Origin of the sequence: Phenylobacterium sp. (assembly GCF_037138395.1) — a bacterium.
Classification (GTDB): domain Bacteria; phylum Pseudomonadota; class Alphaproteobacteria; order Caulobacterales; family Caulobacteraceae; genus Phenylobacterium.
The window spans coordinates 1-19867 of the sequence record NZ_JBAXIM010000039.1 but is presented as its reverse complement, the minus strand read 5'-3'; the positions used below and the strand labels follow the sequence as shown (position 1 = coordinate 19867).

Annotated in this window: 20 protein-coding genes; 3 read left to right on the top strand and 17 right to left on the bottom strand. The window is 66.5% G+C overall.

Features of this window, described 5'->3' with window-relative positions; translation table 11 throughout:
* Positions 1 to 191, bottom strand: a 191-nt coding sequence (locus WCJ52_RS04875; protein WP_336902181.1) for an FAD-dependent oxidoreductase, incomplete at its 3' end; no start/stop codon positions are given.
* A 158-nt stretch (positions 192 to 349) separates the two neighbouring features.
* Here WCJ52_RS04875 and WCJ52_RS04870 point away from each other — a divergent pair.
* Positions 350 to 841 carry an Lrp/AsnC family transcriptional regulator gene (locus WCJ52_RS04870; protein ID WP_336902180.1) on the top strand — a complete coding sequence of 164 codons (492 nt, stop codon included), beginning with the start codon at positions 350 to 352 and terminating at the stop codon, positions 839 to 841.
* A 14-nt stretch (positions 842 to 855) separates the two neighbouring features.
* Here the strand turns inward: WCJ52_RS04870 and pgsA are convergent, their stop codons facing one another.
* The 10 genes from pgsA to WCJ52_RS04820 all read right to left on the bottom strand — a co-directional run bounded on the left by pgsA (position 856) and on the right by WCJ52_RS04820 (position 11699).
* The gene (gene pgsA / locus WCJ52_RS04865) at positions 856 to 1422 is read right to left on the bottom strand and encodes a CDP-diacylglycerol--glycerol-3-phosphate 3-phosphatidyltransferase (RefSeq protein WP_336902179.1); all 567 of its coding nucleotides are present in this window, start codon (positions 1420 to 1422) and stop codon (positions 856 to 858) included.
* A complete protein-coding gene (gene uvrC / locus WCJ52_RS04860; RefSeq protein ID WP_336902178.1) occupies positions 1422 to 3308 on the bottom strand; it encodes an excinuclease ABC subunit UvrC in 1887 nt (628 codons plus the stop codon). The genes pgsA and uvrC overlap by 1 nt, the downstream gene beginning before the upstream one ends.
* Before the next feature lie 56 nt (positions 3309 to 3364).
* The gene (locus WCJ52_RS04855; protein WP_336902177.1) at positions 3365 to 3667 is read right to left on the bottom strand and encodes a transcriptional regulator; all 303 of its coding nucleotides are present in this window, start codon (positions 3665 to 3667) and stop codon (positions 3365 to 3367) included.
* Entirely contained in the window at positions 3664 to 4296 is a 633-nt protein-coding gene (locus WCJ52_RS04850; protein WP_336902176.1) for a hypothetical protein, read from the bottom strand. Before WCJ52_RS04850 ends, WCJ52_RS04855 begins: the two co-directional genes overlap by 4 nt.
* Before the next feature lie 64 nt (positions 4297 to 4360).
* Positions 4361 to 4528 (bottom strand): hypothetical protein, encoded by a 168-nt coding sequence (locus WCJ52_RS04845; protein WP_336902175.1) that lies wholly within the window; start codon positions 4526 to 4528, stop codon positions 4361 to 4363.
* Positions 4529 to 4546: 18 nt separating this feature from the next.
* Entirely contained in the window at positions 4547 to 5098 is a 552-nt protein-coding gene (locus WCJ52_RS04840; RefSeq protein WP_336902174.1) for a CDP-alcohol phosphatidyltransferase family protein, read from the bottom strand.
* Entirely contained in the window at positions 5095 to 6576 is a 1482-nt protein-coding gene (locus WCJ52_RS04835) for a patatin-like phospholipase family protein (protein WP_336902173.1), read from the bottom strand. Before WCJ52_RS04835 ends, WCJ52_RS04840 begins: the two co-directional genes overlap by 4 nt.
* 537 nt (positions 6577 to 7113) lie before the next feature.
* Entirely contained in the window at positions 7114 to 8898 is a 1785-nt protein-coding gene (locus WCJ52_RS04830) for a long-chain-acyl-CoA synthetase (protein ID WP_336902172.1), read from the bottom strand.
* Positions 8899 to 8957: 59 nt separating this feature from the next.
* Positions 8958 to 9791 carry a peptidylprolyl isomerase gene (locus tag WCJ52_RS04825; protein ID WP_336902171.1) on the bottom strand — a complete coding sequence of 278 codons (834 nt, stop codon included), beginning with the start codon at positions 9789 to 9791 and terminating at the stop codon, positions 8958 to 8960.
* 9 nt (positions 9792 to 9800) lie between these two features.
* The gene (locus tag WCJ52_RS04820) at positions 9801 to 11699 is read right to left on the bottom strand and encodes a DUF3604 domain-containing protein (RefSeq protein ID WP_336902170.1); all 1899 of its coding nucleotides are present in this window, start codon (positions 11697 to 11699) and stop codon (positions 9801 to 9803) included.
* A gap of 97 nt (positions 11700 to 11796) precedes the next feature.
* Between WCJ52_RS04820 and WCJ52_RS04815 the strand changes: the two genes are divergently transcribed.
* A complete protein-coding gene (locus WCJ52_RS04815; RefSeq protein WP_336902169.1) occupies positions 11797 to 12837 on the top strand; it encodes a HupE/UreJ family protein in 1041 nt (346 codons plus the stop codon).
* A gap of 7 nt (positions 12838 to 12844) precedes the next feature.
* On the opposite strand, the gene WCJ52_RS04810 is transcribed toward WCJ52_RS04815, so the two are convergent.
* Entirely contained in the window at positions 12845 to 14026 is a 1182-nt protein-coding gene (locus tag WCJ52_RS04810) for an amidohydrolase family protein (RefSeq protein WP_336902168.1), read from the bottom strand.
* Positions 14027 to 14120: 94 nt separating this feature from the next.
* Positions 14121 to 14603, bottom strand: a complete 483-nt coding sequence (locus WCJ52_RS04805) for a peroxiredoxin (RefSeq protein WP_336902167.1) — start codon at positions 14601 to 14603, stop codon at positions 14121 to 14123.
* A gap of 123 nt (positions 14604 to 14726) precedes the next feature.
* Here WCJ52_RS04805 and WCJ52_RS04800 point away from each other — a divergent pair, with 123 nt between their 5' ends.
* Positions 14727 to 15299 carry a YqgE/AlgH family protein gene (locus WCJ52_RS04800; protein ID WP_336902166.1) on the top strand — a complete coding sequence of 191 codons (573 nt, stop codon included), beginning with the start codon at positions 14727 to 14729 and terminating at the stop codon, positions 15297 to 15299.
* 4 nt (positions 15300 to 15303) lie between these two features.
* Here WCJ52_RS04800 and WCJ52_RS04795 read toward each other — a convergent pair whose 3' ends face one another.
* The 4 genes from WCJ52_RS04795 to thrC all read right to left on the bottom strand — a co-directional run.
* Positions 15304 to 16959, bottom strand: coding sequence for a bifunctional diguanylate cyclase/phosphodiesterase (locus WCJ52_RS04795; protein ID WP_336902165.1), 1656 nt, complete (start codon positions 16957 to 16959; stop codon positions 15304 to 15306).
* A 12-nt stretch (positions 16960 to 16971) separates the two neighbouring features.
* Positions 16972 to 17583: a GNAT family protein gene (locus WCJ52_RS04790; protein ID WP_336902164.1), complete on the bottom strand. Its 612-nt coding sequence runs from the start codon at positions 17581 to 17583 to the stop codon at positions 16972 to 16974.
* 30 nt (positions 17584 to 17613) lie between these two features.
* Positions 17614 to 18933, bottom strand: a complete 1320-nt coding sequence (locus WCJ52_RS04785) for a pitrilysin family protein (protein WP_336902163.1) — start codon at positions 18931 to 18933, stop codon at positions 17614 to 17616.
* Positions 18908 to 19867 (bottom strand): threonine synthase (gene thrC / locus WCJ52_RS04780; RefSeq protein ID WP_336902162.1); only part of this gene is annotated, 960 nt, incomplete at its 5' end. The genes thrC and WCJ52_RS04785, both read right to left, overlap by 26 nt.

The window sequence follows — 19867 nt, the reverse complement described above, 5'->3', positions numbered from 1 at the left end:
TTCAGCGATCCGGTGGGGTAGTAGAGCCCGCCATGGACGACCTCGGAGTTCCGCGCCGAGACCCCTTCGCCGATCCGCGGACCGGCCTCCAACACCACGGTCGACTGGCCGCGCCTGGCCAGGGCGTAGCCGCAGGCGAGCCCCACGGCACCGGCCCCCACCACCACAGCGTCAAAGTCGAATGCGGACATGCCCGTCGCCTAAACCAGTCCAGCGGGAAAGCAAGTCGCCGGGGCCTTTTTGGTCTGGTGTTGCGTGTGACCGCCATTTCGGGGCACAAGCCTGCGCTTTGCGGCTTGGTTAGGGTCCCGCCCGGTAGATCCATGCTCAAATGACGCAAGGAGAGTGCGTGACCGAGTCCCTGGACGCCATCGACGCCCGAATCCTGGACCTGATCCAGAACGACGCCGGCCTGTCCGTCGCCGAAATCGCCGATCGGGTAGGCCTGTCCTCCAGCCCCTGTTGGCGCCGGATCAAGCGCCTGGAGGACACCGGCGTGATCCAGCGGCGGGTGACCATCCTTGACCGGGGGAAGCTCGGCCTTTCCTTCGAGGTCTACTGCACGGTCAAGCTGGCCCTGCCGACCAAGGACAATCTCGATGCCTTCGACCGGGCGATCATGGACATGCCCGAGGTGGTGCAATGCGCCACCGTGACGGGATCGGCGGACTATGAACTGAGGATCGTCACCCGCGACATGCCCGCCTTCGACGCATTCCTCAGGGGCACCCTGCTATCCCTGGGCCTGGTCTCGAACATCGAGAGCCGGATCGTCATCCGGTCCGTGAAGAACACCACGGCGGCACCGCTGGGCCTCATCACCCCGCACGTGGCCAGCTAGGTCCAGCAAAGGCGTCAGGTCAGGCCGGCGAGACCGCGGCGCGTCTGGACAAGGTATTCGATCCCGGTCCAGACCGTCAGCAGGGCTGCGACCCAGACCAGCCCCAGGGGTAGGAGGGGCGGAAGAAAGGGCACCAGGCCCGTCCCCAGCATGGCCGCCAGGGCGACGAGTTGCACCGCCGTCTTCCACTTGGCGAGACCGGTCACCGGAAGCTTCAGCCCCCGGGCGGCGCCAACCTCGCGCAGGGCGCTGACGGCGAACTCCCGGAACAGGATCAGACCCGCCGGAAGCGCAAAGGCCGGACCGGCCCCCGCCGCCAGGAGACCAATCACAGCCCCGCAGACCAGGATCTTGTCGCCAATCGGATCCAGGATGGTGCCCCAGACGGTGATGGCGTCGAACCGGCGGGCCAGCCAGCCGTCGAGGAAGTCCGTCACCGCCGCGATCCCGAAGGCCCAGAAGGCAAAGGCCCCCAGCTGGCCCCCGGGGTCCCGGCCGGCGCCGATGGCCACCAGGGCGGCGAACATGGCCAGGGTCAGGAGGATTCGACCGATGGACAGGATGTTGGGCAGGGCCTTCATCAGCGCTCCTTGTGGAAGGCGGCGAATATGCGTTCGGCAAGGGCGAGACTGACGCCCTCCACCTTTTCCAGGTCGTCGGTAGAGGCCCGGGCCACGCCGGCGGCGGACCCGAAGGCGTGCAGAAGGGCCCGCTTGCGGCCGGGGCCGATCCCGTCGATCTCGTCGAGGGGGTTACGCCGCATGTCCGCCGCCCGGCGCGCCCGGTGACTGCCGATGGCATAGCGGTGGGCCTCGTCCCGGAGCCTCTGCAGGAAGTAGAGGATGGGGCTCTTGGGCTCCAGCATGAAGGGCGGCTGGCCGGGCAGGAAGAAGCGCTCGAGGCCAGCGTCCCGGTCCGGACCCTTGGCCACGCCGATCACGGGAATATCGTCGACCCCCAACTCGGTCAGGATCTCCAGGGCCGCACTCAGCTGGCCACCACCGCCGTCGATCAGCACTAGGTCCGGCCGCACCGTGGTCTCGCCGGAGCCGCCTTCCCGAACCAGCCGGCCAAACCGTCGCCGGAAGACCTCCCGCATCATGCCGTAGTCGTCGCCAGGGGTCAGGTCCGTGCTGCGGATGTTGAACTTGCGGTACTGGGCCTTCTGGAAACCCTCTGCGCCGGCCACGACCATGCCGCCGACCGCGTTGGTCCCCATGATGTGGCTGTTGTCGTAAATCTCGATCCGCTGGGGCGGCGCATCCAGGCCAAAGGCCTCGGCGACCCCCGCCAAAAGCCGGGTCTGGGCAGACCCCTCCGCCAGCCTTCGGCCCAGGGCCTCCCGGGCGTTGGTCACGGCCTCGTCGACCAGGGCACGCTTCTCCCCCCGCTCGGGCCGGCGAATCTCGACCCTGCGCCCGGACTTCAAGGTGAAGGCCTCGGCCAGGAGGTCCCGGTCGTCCGGCTCGCAGCTCACCAGGATGAGCTTGGGGATCGTCCGGTCGTCGTAGAACTGGCCGATGAAGGCCGCCAGTATGGTCGGGTCCGGATCGGTGCGGTCGATCCGCGGGAAATAGGCGCGGTTGCCCCAGTTCTGCCCCGCCCGGAAGAAGAAGACCTGGACACAGGCCTGACCGCCATCGCTGTGCAGGGCGAAGATATCCGCTTCCTCGAGGCTCTCGGGATTGACCAGGGTCTCCTGGCTGACCGCGGCGAGGGCGCGGATGCGATCCCTCAGGCGGGCCGCCTGCTCGAACTCCATGTCGTCGGAGGCCACCTGCATCGCCTCCGAAAGCCGGGTCATCACCGCCCGGCTCCGGCCGCGCAGGAAGTCCTCGGCCTGGTCGACGAGGGCGGCATAGTCCTCAAGGCTGACGACGCCTGTGCAGGGGGCCGCGCAGCGGCGGATCTGGTGCAGCATGCAGGGCCGGGTCCGGCTTTCGTAGACGCTGTCCGTGCAGGACCGCAGGAGGAAGGCCTTCTGCAGGGTGTTCAGGGTGCGGTTCACGGCGTTCGCCGAGGCGAAGGGCCCGAAATAGTCACCCTTCAGGGTGTGAGCGCCCCGGTGCTTGCGCAGCTGGGCGGCAGGGTGTTCCCGCCGGATGACAATTTCTGGAAAGCTCTTGTCGTCCCTCAGCAGCACGTTGAAGCGCGGCTTCATCTGCTTGATCAGGTTGATCTCGAGCAGGAGGGCGTCGGTCTCGGTCCGGGTGGTCACGAACTCCATGGCCCGGGTCAGGTCGACCATCAGGGCAATGCGCTGGGTGTGGAACCGCCCCTGGGCGTATTGCAGGACCCGCTTCTTCAAGGAGCGGGCCTTGCCGACATAGAGGACCTCGTCCCCCGCCCCGATCATCCGGTAGACCCCGGGCGCATCGGGCAGGCGCCGGACGTGGTCGCGGATCAGGTCGGCCCCGGTAAGGGGCGCGCCTTCGACCTGGGCAGGGGGTTCGGCGTCCGCGGACATGTCTCCGGTATAGTCGACTCCCGCCCCTCTGGGGACCCCGGGGGCGGGAGCGCAGGTCAGTTCGGCGGGAGGAGACCCCTGAGAGCCTCCAGATAGGCGGCGAAGGCGGTGCGGCCGGGGTCCGTGATCCGGACGGTGGTGAGAGGCTTGCGCACCGAGAAGGTCTTCTCGATGGCGACATATCCCGCCTGCTCTAGCTTCCTGAGGTGGACGGAGAGGTTGCCGTCGGTGGCCGAGAGATGGCCCTTCAGCTCCCCGAAGTCCGCCGATCCGGCGCCGGCGAGGTAGGCCATGACCCCGAGGCGAACCCGGCCGTGAATCACCTCGTCGAGGCGTTCGATATTGAACCCGTCGCTCACACCCGCGTGTCCAGGCGCATCAGGACTAGACCGGGAGCCAGGCCAAGGATGAAGAAGGCGGCAGCGTAGGCCAGCCAGAGGGCCGCCCCCTCGCCGATGCCCACCACGCTGATGGCTGTAGCGAAGCTGACAAGGCCGATGCCTCGAAGCCATGCCGTCCGGCAAATCTGGGCGGCGGCGGTCCAGCACAGGCCGTAGAGCGCCAGAAAGATGGACGGAAAGAGACGTAGGGCGTCCCACCCTCCCGCCTGGACCACGTAGACCATCAGGGTGAGGAACATCACCCAGGCCGCAATTCCCGCCTGAAGCCAGAGCGTCCCTATCGTCGTGTGAAGGCGTCCAAGGCCAGGTCTGGCGGTCCTTCGGTTCAGCAAGGGCGCAGAAATCGCGAAGATGACGCCGCTGGCCACCCAGATCCCGCCCAGCGCAGGGAAGGGCAGAGGCAGGACTCCCGCGAGACCGGCGGAGTGCAGCAGGCTCGCTGTCCCGAAGAGAGCGCCACCTAGCGCCATGTACGGACCGGCGAAGACCGGGGGACCTTCCTCCAGGATCCGCGCGGCTTGCCCCTCCCGGGCCAGGGTCATGAGGTAGGCGAGGTCCTCGCCAACCTGAGTCTGGGGGTCGGTCATGCAGCACTCCCTGAGGGCTTGGGAGCCAGATTATAAATTTACTTTTGTTTGTAAAGTACTTTGTCTAGATGCGGATCCGACCGCTGACGATCCCTTCATAGGCGACAGCGTCGAGGGGGCGGTAGCTGCCGTCCGCCGTGCGGTGGAACAGGGGCTGGGCGACCTTCGCGGGATCAAATCCTTCGGCCACAAGTTCGACCTTCCGCTGCTTGAAGGTGCCGGTGACAGCCATCGCGGGCTGGAGATCAAGTCAGGGACGACGCATTTCTTCCAGTGCCGCAAGCGTACGACGTGAGTATGTAATCAACGTCACACAAGTCAGGGCCGCACTAATCGAAATCGCATATCGACCTATTGAGTGTTGATCTTCACCATATATTTCAAAAAATCTAGGAGATATGAGTAGGCCAATCCCTAGAAATTGAAATGTGATTTTGACTTTTTCAGTGTTGCTGACTTTGAATCCAAGGTTAGGAACCGACTCCCCAAAGCTTGCAACGATGAGGTCGCGCGCTAAGAGGATCAGCGCTGCGACTAAGAAGCCGCCCTTAAGCGCCCCCCCGGAAATCAGCCCCACAAGCACCGTAAACGTCAGAAGTCGGTCAGCCAGCAGGTCAAGCATGGCCCCAAACCGCGAGACCTGATTCAGCGTACGAGCCAGCCTGCCATCAATCACATCTGTAAGTCCGGCAAGAAGGAAGACAGCAAGAGCGGCCCAGCTTCCAGACGGTTCCGCCTGGACAAAAAAGAAGAGCGGCACGAGCAACGCAATCCGGGTCGAAGTGACAAAGTTAGCGATCATAAGGATGCCTCATCCGGTGAATTAAGATCCATTGGGTCCATTAGTCCGGCTCTGAAGCGCTGGACCCGTCGCCGAGCGGCGATGAGGCGGTCCGCGCGATGGGCCGTAAAATCGAAGCGCTGCAGGACGTGTTCCCCCAAATCCTCGCCATAACTCATAAGGTCTTGAGCACGTTGGCTACCCATGTCGAGGTCCATCCCCCCCTCGTCGGCCGTAAGCCAGGCTTGGAAGATTCGATCAGGGTTGGGCCCCTGCAGCATAGCCGTCCGGGTTGCGCCCTCTCGCAGAGCGACGATTAGCGACCAGAGGAAACTCTGCAGGCTTTGGATGTGAATGGGCCTCGACTGGCGGCCAAGGCCTTCTGAGAGGGTGGTGACGCGTTCGAACTCGCCGCCGTGCAGCGTCGCAAGATCGAATGCAAAAGTAGGACGCTCTGGAACAAGCTCATCGAATATATCGAACGGGAAATTCTGAGTGAGGCCGCCGTCTGCAAAGATCACCCGTTCACCTGTCAGCAAGTGCACCGGTACTGCTTCGAGAAGACCGGGACAGGAGATACTCAATCGAACGGCAGCTAAAACTGGCAATTGCTTGGGCGGTGGCAGATCGGAGAGATTAGTAGAAGAAGTAGGGTTCAAATGTTCAAGCAGGGCAGGTGGAAAAAGCCGCTTCCATTCGGCTGGCCGAAAGCGTGCGGCGCTACCCAAGGCAGGAAGCACCTCCATCCTGGCGAAGCTCAAATTGGTCGCGATGATACGCAAGTCGATTCCACAGCTTGCCAGATCACCAAATGTGAGGGGTTCGGCCCGTCCGGTAACCCCGAAGGCGATCTCCTGAACGGTCTCATGTATCCAGTCTGTGATATCTGGAGGACCGGTCCCGGCATTGTGCCCTCTCGATAGACCGAAATTGGACTTTGGAAGGTCTACAAGCAGCGATCGTGAGAGAGACCATGCGAGCCAGGCTGTCGCGCCGATGACGGCGGCTAGGAATAGCCCAGGCGCCGCCACCAATGGCGCAGAGGCATTTCGAAATGAAACCCCCAGGGCCAGGTTGACGAGGGTCATTGCCGCGAGGCCAGCCAAAGCTCCGGACAGGATCGGTTGCCAGAAACACATCACGGCAGAGCCTATACGCGCACGTCCGGTGCCCGGTGCAATGTGGATGAGAGCTTTTAACAATGCACGGAAGTGTGGGTCGGCTTGGAAGAAGCCGGGCAGCAACTGAGGCAGGGCTTCGCATCTTTGCTGCAGTCGGGAAAAGGCAGTCTGATCGCCTTTCTGGCGGGCGTACTCAGCCGCCGAGACAAGAGCTGCAGCAATCGCCCCTGCTGAGGAGCCGGCGATCGAACGGAATCTGTACTTGCGCGATAGGACGGTAAATGTCCGCGCATAGACGAGACCGGATGCGACCCCGCCCTTCATAACGATGTCGCACTCTGATGTCGGTTCAGGATCCGGCCGTTCGAGCCCGCTCATGCGCTTCGGCAAAGTCGGGGGGCCCTAGGTTCGGGGCAAACGGTCGACCGACGGAGGCCAGGTTGGCTGGCGGTCCTCGTCGGCGAGGGTACAGCCTCAACAGGTTTGGGCGCGGCTTGCACCTTGTCCGAGTTTAACGGTTGGCGGGCGGGGCGTTCGCCGCGACCGCGCGCCGCAGCGATCGTGGCGGGTCCGGCCACTTCGAGACGCATGATCTGACCAGCAACATCCTGATCGCCGGTTCCAAGGCGTGCATGGCAGAGCACAGCTCCCATTGTGACAGCGTCCCCCAAAATGTTCGTTCTCTGGTTTGCGGCGCGGATATCGCGACGAGGTCCAAAGACCATTTCGCAGGGTACGGCCCTTTAAGTCGGGCTGTCCATGATCCGCTTTGGCAACCTTTGAACGGTCTGAGGCGATCATGTGGTGTCGGGACCTGACCCTCGGCAGCTGGAGGCGAAGCGGTCTGATGCCAAAGTTCTGGTTACGCTCTCCCTGGGCGTTCCTCAGCTAACAAGTGTCGCGCCGCCTTCTAATTCAAATGCGGATCCGACCGCTGACGATCCCTTCATAGGCGACAGCGTCGAGGGGGCGGTAGCTGCCGTCCGCCGTGCGGTGGAACAGGGGCTGGGCGACCTTCGCGGGATCAAATCCTTCGGCCACAAGTTCGACCTTCCGCTGCTTGAAGGTGCCGGTGACCTCCATCTCGGGCTGAAGTCTAATGAAGGCCGGGCGGGCATACTCCGGCAGGTCGACGGCGATGCGTGCCGCGAGGATCCCGAGGTCGAAACCCTCGCCGGTCACCAGGGCGGCCATCCCGGCCCGGCCGTCCGCGCCGGGGACCTCGACGCCATAGACATTGGCCTCCGCCACGCCGGGAACGGCCTGGAGACGAAGGGCCACCTCCGCCGTCGAGACATTCTCCCCCTTCCAGCGGAAGGTGTCTCCGACCCGGTCGACGAAATAGACATAGCCGTCTGCGTCCTGGCGCAGGAGGTCGCCCGTGCGGAACCAGGCGTCACCCGGGGCGAAGACGTCCCGCAACACCTTCTTCTCGGAGGCGGCCGTATCCAGGTAGCCGCTGTACTCGGCCCGGGGATCGGCGGCGTCTATGCGTCCCAGGCATTCTCCGGCCTCGCCGGGCGCCGCTTCGGTGCAGAACCCCCCAGTTCCGCGCTGGGGCGCCTCGACCTCATAGTCGAAGCGAACGATCCGGGCGTTGAACCTCTGTTTCACGAGCCGGGGAATCCGGCCGATGGCACCGGGCCTGCCGTCGAAGTTGAACATGGACACATTGCCCTCGGTGGAGCCGTAGAACTCCAGGACCCGGGGCAGGCCGAACCGGCCGATGACCTTTTCCCAGACGTCCGGCCGCAGGCCGTTGCCGAAGGCCAGGCGCAACCGATGCGCCCGCTCATCGGGGTGCGGAGGCTGGTTGGCGAGATAGCGGCAGAGCTCGCCGATGTAGGCGAACAGGGTGCAGTCCTCCTGGCGGATGTCCGACCAGAACTGGGTGGCTGAAAAGCGCCTTCGCAACACTACGCAGGCGCCATTGAGGAGGGCGGCGCCCATGCCGCAGAGACCGCCAGTGGCGTGGTACAGCGGCAGGGCCACGTAGATCCGGTCGTCAGGACGGGCCCCGGTCGCGCCTGCGAAGCCCCGCATGTAGAGCTGGACGCGCACGTGGGTCACCCGGGCCGCCTTGGGAAGACCGGTCGTCCCAGAGGTGTAGATCAGCAGGGCCGTGTCATGGGCAGTGAGGCCCTCGCGGGAGGCGGCGGGCGGAGGCGCATCCGAAAGTCCCGAAAGGAGGGCCATAAGGTCGCCTTCGCCGGGAAGCGGCGCCTCGAGGCTCCACATCCGTGGGCCTTTCTCGAGGCTACCCAGAACCGCCTGAAGGGCCGGCGAGGTTTCCGGATCGACGATGACCTCCTGGGCATTGGCGAGGTTCAGGCAGTGGGCCAGGGCCTGGCCGGTCAACTGGTTGTTGATCAGGGCCGAGACCACCCCGACCTTGGACAGGCCGTACCAGGCCGGCAGGTACTCCATCCGGTTGGGCAGGAAGAGGGCGACGCGGTCTCCTGGGCGGAGCCCGGACTCCAGGGCCCAGCGGGCGAAGCGGTTAGCCAGGCCATCCATTTCCCGATAGCTGAGGCTACGACCTTCGAAGCGGATGGCCTCGCGATCCGGCCATTTTCGGGCCGAAGCCTCCAGGTCATCGCAGATCCGCCTTGGACTGTCGGGCGCAATTCCGCGGATCCGGCCCAGGGTACGAGCGAGGCCAGCATAGAATCGCAGGTCACGCTGGAGGGTCTCGAACATGCCGGGCCTGTCCTGGTCAGCAATCGCGCCGGTTGATCTGGCGGCGAACGGGTGTGGAATCAAGTCGCGGGTGGCTTCGCCATCCCCGCAACCTCGACCCGGTAGCGGGCCCGGAGCTTCCGGATGAAGGCCTGGTTGGCCTGGGTCCGCCGATCGGCCTTCCAGGCGTCGGCCAGGTCGGACCGGACGGACTCAAAGGGCATGGCTGCCGCCGGGACCCGGCGCTCAACGCGGAGGATGTGCCATCCATAGGCCGACTTCACGGGACCGATCCACCGGCCCTCCGGGGCAGTCTCGACCTGTCGCGAGAAGGCAGGACCATAGTCGCGCTCAATGTCGCGGACCGCTGCACCGACATAGGACAGGGGCAGGACAAAGGGCTGCCCGGCCTCGGCAGGCCTGGGAAGGGAAAGGGCGGCGCGGGCTCGGACCTCGGCGCCCTCGGCGTCACTGCTGAAGAAGACATGGCGGAAGGTCGCCGTCGCCGGGGCGACATGGTCCACAGCATGAGTGGCGTACCAGGCCCGAAGGTCAGCCTCCGAAGGTTCGGGAACCGGCTCCAGGTCCTCCGAGGCGAAAGCCATCTTCTGGGCGAGGCGGCGGCGGATGATCAGGTCTTCCCGGTCAAGCCCGAGCCGAACCGCCTCCCGGGCCAGGAGTTCCTCGTCAATCCGCTCGCGGAGCATGGCCTGGAGTTCGGTGGCCGTCGGGGGACGCTGAGCCTGGGCCTCCCAGTAGGCGACCAGCTGGTGAAGCTCGGCCTCGTCGATGCGCACGACCGGCCGCCTGAGGTCCCGGGCCACAGAAGCGACGGCGAAGAGCACCAGCCCGATCAGCAGGAACTGGGTCAGCGGCTCGCGAAGGATCGCCCTCGCGACCGGGGGCAGGGTCATAGGACGTCCTCAGGCCTTCGGATCATACCAGATGGGCGAGGACCAGGCCCGCTCCATGACCGTGGGCGAGAGGGCCGGGTTCGGCGGCGTGCCGTTGCGCAGGGCATCCCAGGTCGACCAACGGCAGGAGGGGTTCTCGAGCACCCGCACATAGTAGAAGGCCCGCTGCCGGGCGTCGAAGTTGGGATCGGTCCAGACCGTGCGAAGCTCGACATCGCCCTGGAATCGCGACGGCGCACAGGTGGCCAGGTCGACCGTGGCACCATTGTCCGGGCAACGTCCGGTTTGGGAATTCACGGCCAACCTGTCGGAGCAGGCCACATCGTAGACCTTTTCCCTGGCGACGCCGTTCTCGATCCAGCCCTTTACGATCTGGGCGCGTTGCAGGTAGCCGCCGTTGGGATCGCGAAGACCCCAGACCAGGAAGCTGGGCGCCTTGCCCCTGGACTTCATCAAGTCCCCGCCCATAGGCACGCCATGGGCGTAGGCCTGGCGGACGGTGTCCGACCGGGTCAGGAGATCAGAGGGAAAGTCGTAGGAGGCGAAGAAGCGGACCCGCATGCGCGGGCCGGAGGTGGCGAAGGTCTCCCGGCGACGGAGGGCGTCGTAGATGGACTCCCGGGTGTTCTCCTCGGCCCAGACCCCGGCGAGGCCTGAAGCGCCCCAGTTCTGGAACCTTGGTGGGTCCTTCGGCGCAGGGTCCCAGGTGCGAGCCCCGCCCTGCGGCACTGAGCCCCTCAGGACCGGTAGGCCGTCGGACCGGCCGACCTTGGAGACATAGTTGCGCTCCTCCACCGATCCCGGCGCGGCGTTGTGGGTGTCGGACGAGCCGATGAAGCCGAAGCGGTAGGGATTGAAGCCCTTCTTCTCCTGCAGCAGAAGACCAGTCTTGAGGGCATCCCGGACATAGCCGCCTGCGAACTTGGTCACCGCCTTGTTCGAGCCGATGTAGCTCTCAAAGATCTCGAAGCCCGCCCATTCATCGTTCGGCGACAGGGAGGGGTGGGTCTCGGATGTGCCCTTGATCTGGGTGATCTCGACCAAGGGCTCGTTCCGTCGCCTCAGGTCGGCGTAGACGCGGTCCATGGGTGCCCCGTTGAACCGGGTGGTCTCGAACATGGTCCCGTCGCTGCCATTCGAATTGTGGGGAATGGCGAGGGCCTCGACCCCCTTGGCCCGCCAGGTCTCCATGCGCTTCCACAGTTCCTCGGGATCGGCGGATTCGCGCGAGGAATAGGGAAGGTCCGGCACGTCCGCGGACTTGAAGATGACGTTCCGGTGCAGGTTGCGGCCATCCGGAGCCGAGGTGAATTCATACCCGACGAAGGTCGTGAACCGTCCGGGCGCATAGTTCCGGGCTGCCGCCTCGCGGATTTCCTTCCAGGCCCGGGCATGGATGGCGGGGTCCTTGAATTCCTTCGGCGTGGTGTCGTCGCGTATCGTGCCAAGGAACTTGGCGAAGGCCTTACCAATCTCCGCAGGGTCGGAGCTGAACAGGGCGGAGACGCCGGGGACCTTCGAAATGGCGGTGCCGGGGGTGTTGGCCTGCTCCATAGCGCCAATGAACTCCGAGTGGTCAGTCACCGCGGCGAAGTCCAGGGGCCCGCCGGCGAGGCGGATGTCGAAGCCGGAAGCGTGGCCGATCGTCTCACCCTTGGCGAAGCGGTAGGCGTCGTCGGGCGAGGCCCGGACGTTGAAGATGTAGGCGTCGAAGGACAGCTTGGTGTGGACGTGCAGGTCGCCAAAATAGGCGTTCCGCTCGGGATTGTATCCCGATGTATGCTCCGCGGCGGGTGTCTTGGGCGATGACGCCACGGCGGCCGGCCCGCTGACGCTGAGCGCGACAGCAATCGCCACGAGGGACACGCCCGCAATCGCCGACACGGCGAGATTTCCATTGACCCGCATTTCGCTTCCTCCACCGGGGCGTGTCCACGAACGCAGCCGCCCCCTGCTTTCAGGCTCCATATTGCGTCTGACGTGCACCCCCTGTCAAAATGGTTCCGTGAACGCGGCCCACCTCCGATCCCTTCCCCCGGCGCTGCGGGTCCTGGCGGCCCTTGTGGTCCTGTGCGCGAGCCTTCTGTCCCCTGGCGGACCGGCGCGCGCCCACGAGGTGAGACCGGCCCTCGTCCAGATCGTGGAGTCGGCCTCGGGCGCGGCGGAAGTCACCTGGAAGCAGCCCGTCTCAGGGGAGGTGGCGATCCGCCTGTCGCCGCGCTTGTCCGGAGGCGCACTTGACCGTCCGCCGGACTCCGAGACCGTCACCCAGGCCTACCGAATCCGGGTCTGGCGGCTGCCGGCCGACGCCCGCCTCGCCGGCCAGACCCTGTCGATCGAGGGGCTGAACATGACGGTCACCGACGTCCTCGTGCAGGCCCGGCTCAGCAAGGGCGAGATCAGCACGGTGCTGAAGCCCTCCCGTCCCAGCCTCCGGCTCGCCGTCGATACGCAGGCGGGCGCCGCCGTGCCCGCCTACCTCAGGATGGGGATCGAGCACATACTGACGGGGTTTGACCACCTGGCCTTCGTCCTGGGTTTGCTGCTGCTGATCGGCCTGAACCGGGGGTTGGTGAAGGCTGTCACCGCCTTCACCCTGGCCCACAGCGTGACACTGGCCTGCGCAGCGCTGGGCTGGGTGCGGGTCGATCCCGCAGTGATCGAGGTCCTGGTGGCCCTCAGCATCGTCTTCATCGCACTGGAGCTTGTCCCCCGGCCAGGCCGACCACCCAGCCTGACCCGGCGGTGGCCCTGGCTGGTGGCCCTGGCCTTCGGCCTCCTGCACGGGTTCGCCTTCGCCGGTACCCTTTCTCAGATCGGCCTGCCGAAGGACGCGGCACCCCAGGCCCTATTCCTGTTCAACCTAGGGGTCGAGATCGGCCAGCTGGTGTTCATCGCCGCTGCGAGCCTGGTGATTCTGGGCCTGCGGCGGCTTCGTACGCGCCTGCCCTTCGACATGCCCGCCATAGCGCGGCTTGTGCCCGCCTACGCCATCGGTGGCCTGTCGGCCTACTGGCTGATCGCCCGTCTGGCCGGGCTGTTCTGAGGCGACCTCAGGCCGCGGTGCGGGCCGGGATGTCGTGGAGGTCGGCGGGCAGGCCAGCACCCATGAGGTCAATGAAGTTGTCGCGCCAGAATCGCCGGCGAGCCGTCTCCGACACCCCCTCAAGCGACTCCCCGAACCGCTTCAATGGGTTCCGCCCGCCTTCGATGTGGGGGAAGTCGGAGGAGAACATGCAGACCTCCTCTCCGGTGTTGGCGATGATCCAGGCGACGTCCTCGTGGGGATAGGGCGTGACCCGGAACTGCCGCTGCAGGATCTCGCTCGGGCGGGCGGACAGGCGCTGGAGCCGCTCTTCCCGGCCGAAGGCCGCCGCGCCGGAGTCCATGAACTTCATCAGGCTCGGGAGCCAGGACGCCCCCAGCTCGATGGCACCGAACTTCAGCCGCGGGAACCGGTCGAAGACGCCGTCGAAGACCAGGGCCGCCAGGGTCTGCCAGACGGCGACCGGGATGGTCATGAAGGACAGGGCGGTGAAGTTCTCCGCCCCGCCATGGAAGTCGAGGACCCGGGGCTGGCCATTTTCGAAATAGGCGGGGTTCATCTTCTCCTCCCCGCCCACATGGAAGAGGACCGGCAGTCCGGCCTCCTGGATGAGGGCCCAGAGGGGATCCAGGCCCACATGGCTGGGACTATGGCCTGGGGGGCAGCGGGAGGGGATCATCAGGGCCCGGCATCCCAGCTCGATCGCCTCCCGGGCGATCCGGGGCGCCGCCTCGATATCGACCAGGGGGACATAGCCCGTGGCCAGGAGCCGGCGGTCGACCGAGCAGAAGTCGGCCATCATGCGGTTGTGGGCCCGGGCGCCTGCCAGGGCCAGGTCCACGCGGCCCGACTCCTCTAGCCCGTAATTGCCCAGGGCGTGGGTGGTGAAGACCAGTTGGCTGGCGAAGCCCAGCAGGTCGAGGGTGTGTGGCCGGTCCTGACGCCGGAAGGCGCCGAGGGCCTGGTAGTTCTTGCGCAGGAGCAGGTTGGCTTCGTCGCCGGACCGGAATTCGGGATCGTCGTGCTGGGCGCGGGCCTTGTCCGCCCAGCCCGTCAGGTCGTTGGGCTTGCGGATCGCCTCCGAGAAGGCCGTCCTGAGGCCGGGGTCGACATAACGGTCGATCTCGCCCGGAAGTTCCATGACGTGCGAGTCCGCGTCATGGACCGTGAAACCTTCCACATAGGGCATGGTCGCCCTCCCCCGTCTGTTGTCTGACGACACTTCGGACCGGGAGCGCGGTCAGGTCAAGCCCCGCCCTGGCGGGCGGGGCCCGACGCCCGGCTCAGATCTGGGCCAGGAGATAGTCGGCAGCAGAGACCTTGAACTCGCCGCCGGCCTCGACGTTGAGCTGCTGTACCACGCCATCCACCACGTACATGGAATAGCGCTGGGAGCGGAGGCCCAGGCCGAACTTGGACCCGTCCATGGTCAGGTCCACGGCCTTGGTGAAGTCGCCGGCCGGGTCGGCGATCATCTCGATCGCGCCCAGGACATCCTGGCTCTCGCCCCAGGCCTTCATGACGAAGGCGTCGTTGACGGACAGGCAGACGATAGCATCGACGCCCTTGGCCTTCAGATCAGAGGCCAGGTCCTTGTAGCCGGGCAGGTGCCGGGCGGAGCAGGTGGGCGTAAAGGCCCCAGGGACGGCGAAGAAGGCCACCTTTCGGCCCTTGAAGATCTCGTCCACCGTGGTGGGCTTGGGGCCCTCGGCGGTGCCGGCGATGAGGTTGGCGGCGGGAAGCGTATCTCCGACCTTGAGGGTCATGGGCCTGTCTCCGGGCTCTGTTCTGGGGGGGAAGGGCAGAGATAAGCCCTTGGCGCGGGCCTGCAATGGAGAAGTTTGATCCGGCGACTTGAAACCGCCCCAAGGTCGTCGGAAAACCTGTCGATGGATTCAGCGGAATACCTTTCCGGCCAGGTACTGATCGCCCTTCCAGCGATTGGTGACCCGCGCTTTGAACGCGCTGTCGTTCTCGTCTGCGCCCACGACGCCGATCACGCCATGGGTCTGGTCCTGAACCGGAAGATCCCCGGCCTGGCCCTGGGCGCGGTGCTGGAAAAGCTGTCGATCGCCTGCCCGGAGGCCCGCCGCGAAGAGGCTGTCCTGCTGGGGGGACCCGTGCAGCCCGAGCGGGGATTTGTCCTTCACACGCCAGAATACCAGTCCCGCGACGGGGCCACGATGGAGGCCGGGCCCGGCTTTGCCTGTACCCCGACGCGGGAGGCACTGGAGGCCATCTCCCGGAATGATGGTAGCCCCAGGCGTGCGCGCCTGGCCCTCGGTTACGCTGGCTGGGGGGCGGGACAGCTGGAGGGTGAGATCCGGCGAAACATCTGGCTGACCTGCCCTGCGGACGAAGCCCTGGTCTTCGGTGTCCGCGAGGAAGATCTGTGGGCTGCGGCCCTCGGCCGACTGGGGGTAGACCCGTCCTTCCTCACCGCAGAGTCAGGCGAGGCCTGAGGCCTCAACCCCTGGGCTTCACAGGGGCGGACCCGTCCACATAGGATTCGTTCAGGTAGACCTCGGCCTCCTGCGGCGAGAGGGCCGGGGCATAGCCGTAGCCCTGTCCGTAATTGCATCCCAGGGCGCGCAGTCGGCGGGCGATCTGGGCGCTTTCCACACCTTCGGCGACCACTTCCAGCGACAGGTCACGGCCCAGCTTGATCACGGAGGAGACGATCTTGGCCGAGCCTTCGTTGGTGGCCATGGTGCGCACGAAATACCGGTCGATCTTCAGGGTGTCGAAAGGCAGCCGCGCCAGGTAGCTCAGGGACGAGAAGCCGGTGCCGAAGTCATCAAGGGCCAGGCCCGCGCCGGCCTCCTTCAGTGCGGTGAGGATGATCGCGGCCTGATCGGGATCCCGCATCACGTCATTCTCGGTGACTTCCAGCTTCAGGGCGCCGGGTGGAAGCCCGGTCTCCTTGCGAATCCGGATGATGTCGTTGACCAGGCCGGGCCGGTACACCTCTGTAGTCGACAGGTTGACCGAGACGGTGAGCTCGCCGGCCGCCCAGTGATCATGTCTCCAGCGGGCGAGCTGCACGGCGGCGTCGCATTGCATATAGGCCCCGAGCTCGCTGATCAGTCCCATCTCGTCGCAGAGATCGAGAAAGGCGTCTGGCGCGAGCAGGCCTCGGCGCGGGTGGTTCCATCGCACCAGGGCCTCGAAGCCCGACAGGGCACCTGTGGTGAGGTTGACGATTGGCTGGTAGTGCGGGCGCAGCTCACCTCGACCGATGGCACCCCGCAGGTCACCTTCCAGGGCCAGGCGAGACAGGCCGTCAGTCTCCAGGGTCCGGCCGTAGGAAACGGCAGACCCCCTGCCCTCCGCCTTTGCGGTCTCGACGGCCAGTTCCGCCCGCCTCAGGAGCTCGGCAGCGTCTGCGCTTTCACCCGAGAGGATTTCAACAGCCCCCAGGGACAGAGTTGGATGGATGTCGAGGCCCGAAATCCGCAGGGGTTGCTCCAGGGCTTGCCGCAGGACCTCTTCCGGGCCGGGACGACCTCTCGGGGTCAGGACGGCGAATTCATCCTCCCCTACCCGCGCGGTCAGGGCTTCGGAGGGAAAGGCTGCCGCAAGTCTGCCGCCCAGGGCGGCGAGGACAAGATCGGCGCGTTCGTGGCCCAGTGCCTCGTTAAGGCGTCGGAAGCGGTCCAGGTCCGCGACCACCAGCACCTGGTCCGCGGACTCCTGGAGTTTTTCCTGGACCAGGCTGACAAAGGTACGCCGGTCGAGAAGGCCCGTCAGGCCGTCCAGTCCAGAGACCGCGATCCGGGTCTCTGCTGCGACCATTCCCGCAGCCCGCACTCCATCCTCCAACCACACTCCGCGCCAGAGGCCCTGTTCTCCACCCAGCATGCGCAGTCGCAGTTCGACCGCAGTCCCCGGCGGCTGCACCCGGAGGAGTTCGCCGGCGACCGCCCTGTCCTGCGGGTGGGTCAGGGCCTTGAGCGCGGCGCCCGAGCCCTCGGGCACCAGCGGCCCGAGCCCAAGCGGGCGGGCGGCCCCGGTAAAGCGGATTCGGTCGCGGTCCGGCTCCCAGAGCCAGAGCGCCACAGAGGCCGCTCCCAGCGCCTCGAGCGTCGCCGTCGCGTCCCAGATCCAACGGTCGTTCGACATCCGGCTTTCCGGTCAGGCACCAAGGGACCCTTCCGGGGACGCAGCGCGATGCGGCGGCCCGATGAGCCCGAACAGGACATGATCGCGCCATTCGCCGTTAATTTTCAGATAAGCCTGTGCGTGGCCTTCCTCCTGGAAGCCAGCCTGGCTGAGCAAGCGGCGCGACGGGGCGTTCTGTGGAATGCAGGCGGCCTCAAGTCGGTGCAGGGCCAGGGACCGGAAGGCAAAGCTCGAAAGGGTCCGGACCGCTGCCAGGGTCAGGCCCTGCCGGGTATAGGGCGCACCGCACCAGTACCCGACCGTGCCCATCTGGGCGACGCCCCGGCGGATGTTGGACAAGGTGATGCCACCCGTCAGGGCACCGTCGTCCTTCCGGAACACCAGGAAGGGATAGGCCAGACCGAGGTCGATGTCCCGGGCATAGGACGCCAGCCGCCGTCGCCAGGCGCTGCGGGTGAGATCGTCTTCAGGCCAGGTGGGCTCCCAGGGCTGAAGGAAACTGCGGGAGGACTCGCGCAGGTCGCGCCACTCCGGAAAGTCGGAGGGTCGCGGGGGACGAATCTCGATCCCCTCGCCCTGTAGCCGCAGGCCATCGCCCGGCGTGATCCAGTCCAGAAGCGCCATGTTGGCAAACTCCGGGGTTTTTCCGCCCCGTCAAGTCATCTGGGCACCCGCCGGAGCAGCGCGGGCGAGGCGTTGGCGGAAGATCTCAGCGGCCGGATGCGCGGCGGGCGGCCCGAGGACGGCAGCGGCCGACTGCCCGGACGCCAGGATCCGGCTGCCCGCGCGCCGCACCGCTGCCGCGTCGCAGGCGTCGATCCGCTCGCCGATTTCCGACATTGTCAGTGGCCGGCCGAAGGTCAGGACCTGGGTCGCAGCCTGCTCGGCGCGGGACAGGAGCGACTCTGCAGCCATGAAGAGGCCCGCCTTCAGCTGGGCCCGGGCCCGGGCCAACTCCGCCTCCCGAGGGGCATTCGCCAGATCGATCATCTGGTCCGCCACCAGGGACGCCACCCGGGACGCTCTGCCGGCCTCGCACCCGGCGAAGACCCCGATCATCCCGCAATCCGACCAGTACTCGCCCCAGGCGTCGACCGCATAGGCCAGGCCGCGCGCCTCCCGCGCCTCCTGGAAGAGCCTTGAGGCCATTCCGCCGCCCAGGCACTCAGCGAAGACCTGGGCCGCCCAGGCGTCGGGATCGCCGACCGCCAGCCCTGGGGTAAGGAAGACCAGGTTGGCCTGCTCCAGATCCCGGTCACCCGTTCGGGTGCCGCCGGTAAACCGGGCGGGCTCCGGTGGCGACAACGGCATGGCGGCCGGTTCTGCCCTGCCGAAGTCGCGCTCGGCAAGGCGGAGGAAGGCGTCCTCGTCCACGGCGCCAGAGACCGAGACCACCAGGCGGTCGGGGGCGTAGAGACAGGCCCGCCAGTCGGAGAGCGCCGACGGCGAGGCTCGGCGCAGGCTCGGCCCGTCGCCCAGAATGCAGCGTCCGAGAGGCTGGTCGGCAAAGGCCGCCGACTGGGCCATCTCGAAGACGAGGTCATCGGGTGCGTCCTCGGCCTCGGCGATCTCCTGCATCACCACCCGCCGCTCCCGCGCCAAGTCGGAGGGATTGAGGGTCGGTCGCAGGAGGATATCGGACAAGAGGGCGCTGGCGCCGTCCAGGCCCTGGGGCAGGGTCCGGACGTGGAAGACCGTGCGCTCGAAGCCGGTCTCGGCGTTCATCTGGCCGCCATCCACCTCTACTGCCTCGGCGAGCTGCCGTGCCGAGCGGCCGCCCGCGCCCTTGAAGACCATGTGTTCGAGGAGGTGGGACCAACCCGACTGCCGGCGGGACTCCCATCGGGCACCCCGGCCGGCAGCCACGACCATGGCGACAGTCTGCAGCCCGGGAACGGGATCGCAGACGAGGCGGACGCCGTTGCCGAGGGTGTGGGTACGCGCCAGTTCAGGCCCCTGCAAAGTCCCGAACATAGGCGCTTACAAGGGCCGCGTCTGCGGCGATCGATTCATAACGCTCGGGCCGCCCGGCCAGGGCCTGCGCCCTCTCCGGGGCCGAAGGCACACGCCCCGTGGCGGCAAGGACGGCTTCCGGGAACTTGGCGGGATGGGCGGTGGCGAGGACGACCGTAGGTCCCGTCCCCGGGGACCGGCGAAGGGCCGACAGGGCGACGGCGGTGTGCGGATCCACGGTCTGGCCGGTTTCGGAAAGGGCCAGGCACATCGCCTCGGAAGTGGCCGCCTCATCGGTGGTCTCGCCCGCGAAGAGGCGGGTCATGGCCACGAGGGCTTGTGAGGGGACAGAAATGGACCGGCCCTCAGCAAATCCCCGGAAGGCTTCCGCGGTGGCGGGTCCGTCCCGGTCGACCGCCTCGAAGAACAGCCGCTCGAAGTTCGAGGCCGACTGGATGTCCATGGCGGGAGACTGGGTCTCAGCCACTGTCCCACGGGCGTATTGGCCGGTCCGGAACGTCCGGGCGAGGATGTCGTTGGCGTTAGTCGCGATCAGGATCCTGCCGATCGGCAGACCCATCCGGTAGGCCACATATCCGGCAAAGCCGTCGCCGAAATTACCTGAGGGCACGGCGAAAGAGACTGGCCGATGCGGCGCCCCGAGGGCGAGGGCGGTGGTGAAGTAGTAGACCGACTGAGCGACGATGCGGGCGAAGTTGATCGAATTGACGGCAGACAGGCCCACGGCCTGCTGCAGGACCGGATCGCCCAGCGCCGTCTTGAGGATGGCCTGGCAGGTGTCGAAGTCACCCGCGACGGCGAGGCAGCGGACATTGTCCTCAGTCGCCGTGGTCATGAACCGGCGCTGGACCTCGGAGATGCGGCCCTCCGGGAACATGGCGACGATGCGGGTGTTGGACCGGCCGCGGAAGGCTTCCACGGCCGCGCCGCCCGT

Excerpts from the sequence above, each read along its gene's own strand:
- pgsA (WP_336902179.1), bottom strand. The coding sequence starts at position 1,422 with ATGAAGGCCCTGCCCAACATCCTGTCCATCGGTCGAATCCTCCTGACC.
- uvrC (WP_336902178.1), bottom strand. The coding sequence starts at position 3,308 with ATGTCCGCGGACGCCGAACCCCCTGCCCAGGTCGAAGGCGCGCCCCTT.
- WCJ52_RS04850 (WP_336902176.1), bottom strand. The coding sequence starts at position 4,296 with ATGACCGACCCCCAGACTCAGGTTGGCGAGGACCTCGCCTACCTCATG.
- WCJ52_RS04845 (WP_336902175.1), bottom strand. The coding sequence starts at position 4,528 with ATGGCTGTCACCGGCACCTTCAAGCAGCGGAAGGTCGAACTTGTGGCC.
- WCJ52_RS04840 (WP_336902174.1), bottom strand. The coding sequence starts at position 5,098 with ATGATCGCTAACTTTGTCACTTCGACCCGGATTGCGTTGCTCGTGCCG.
- WCJ52_RS04835 (WP_336902173.1), bottom strand. The coding sequence starts at position 6,576 with ATGAGCGGGCTCGAACGGCCGGATCCTGAACCGACATCAGAGTGCGAC.
- WCJ52_RS04830 (WP_336902172.1), bottom strand. The coding sequence starts at position 8,898 with ATGTTCGAGACCCTCCAGCGTGACCTGCGATTCTATGCTGGCCTCGCT.
- WCJ52_RS04825 (WP_336902171.1), bottom strand. The coding sequence starts at position 9,791 with ATGACCCTGCCCCCGGTCGCGAGGGCGATCCTTCGCGAGCCGCTGACC.
- WCJ52_RS04820 (WP_336902170.1), bottom strand. The coding sequence starts at position 11,699 with ATGCGGGTCAATGGAAATCTCGCCGTGTCGGCGATTGCGGGCGTGTCC.
- WCJ52_RS04810 (WP_336902168.1), bottom strand. The coding sequence starts at position 14,026 with ATGCCCTATGTGGAAGGTTTCACGGTCCATGACGCGGACTCGCACGTC.
- WCJ52_RS04805 (WP_336902167.1), bottom strand. The coding sequence starts at position 14,603 with ATGACCCTCAAGGTCGGAGATACGCTTCCCGCCGCCAACCTCATCGCC.
- WCJ52_RS04800 (WP_336902166.1), top strand. The coding sequence starts at position 14,727 with ATGGATTCAGCGGAATACCTTTCCGGCCAGGTACTGATCGCCCTTCCA.
- WCJ52_RS04795 (WP_336902165.1), bottom strand. The coding sequence starts at position 16,959 with ATGTCGAACGACCGTTGGATCTGGGACGCGACGGCGACGCTCGAGGCG.
- WCJ52_RS04790 (WP_336902164.1), bottom strand. The coding sequence starts at position 17,583 with ATGGCGCTTCTGGACTGGATCACGCCGGGCGATGGCCTGCGGCTACAG.
- WCJ52_RS04785 (WP_336902163.1), bottom strand. The coding sequence starts at position 18,933 with ATGTTCGGGACTTTGCAGGGGCCTGAACTGGCGCGTACCCACACCCTC.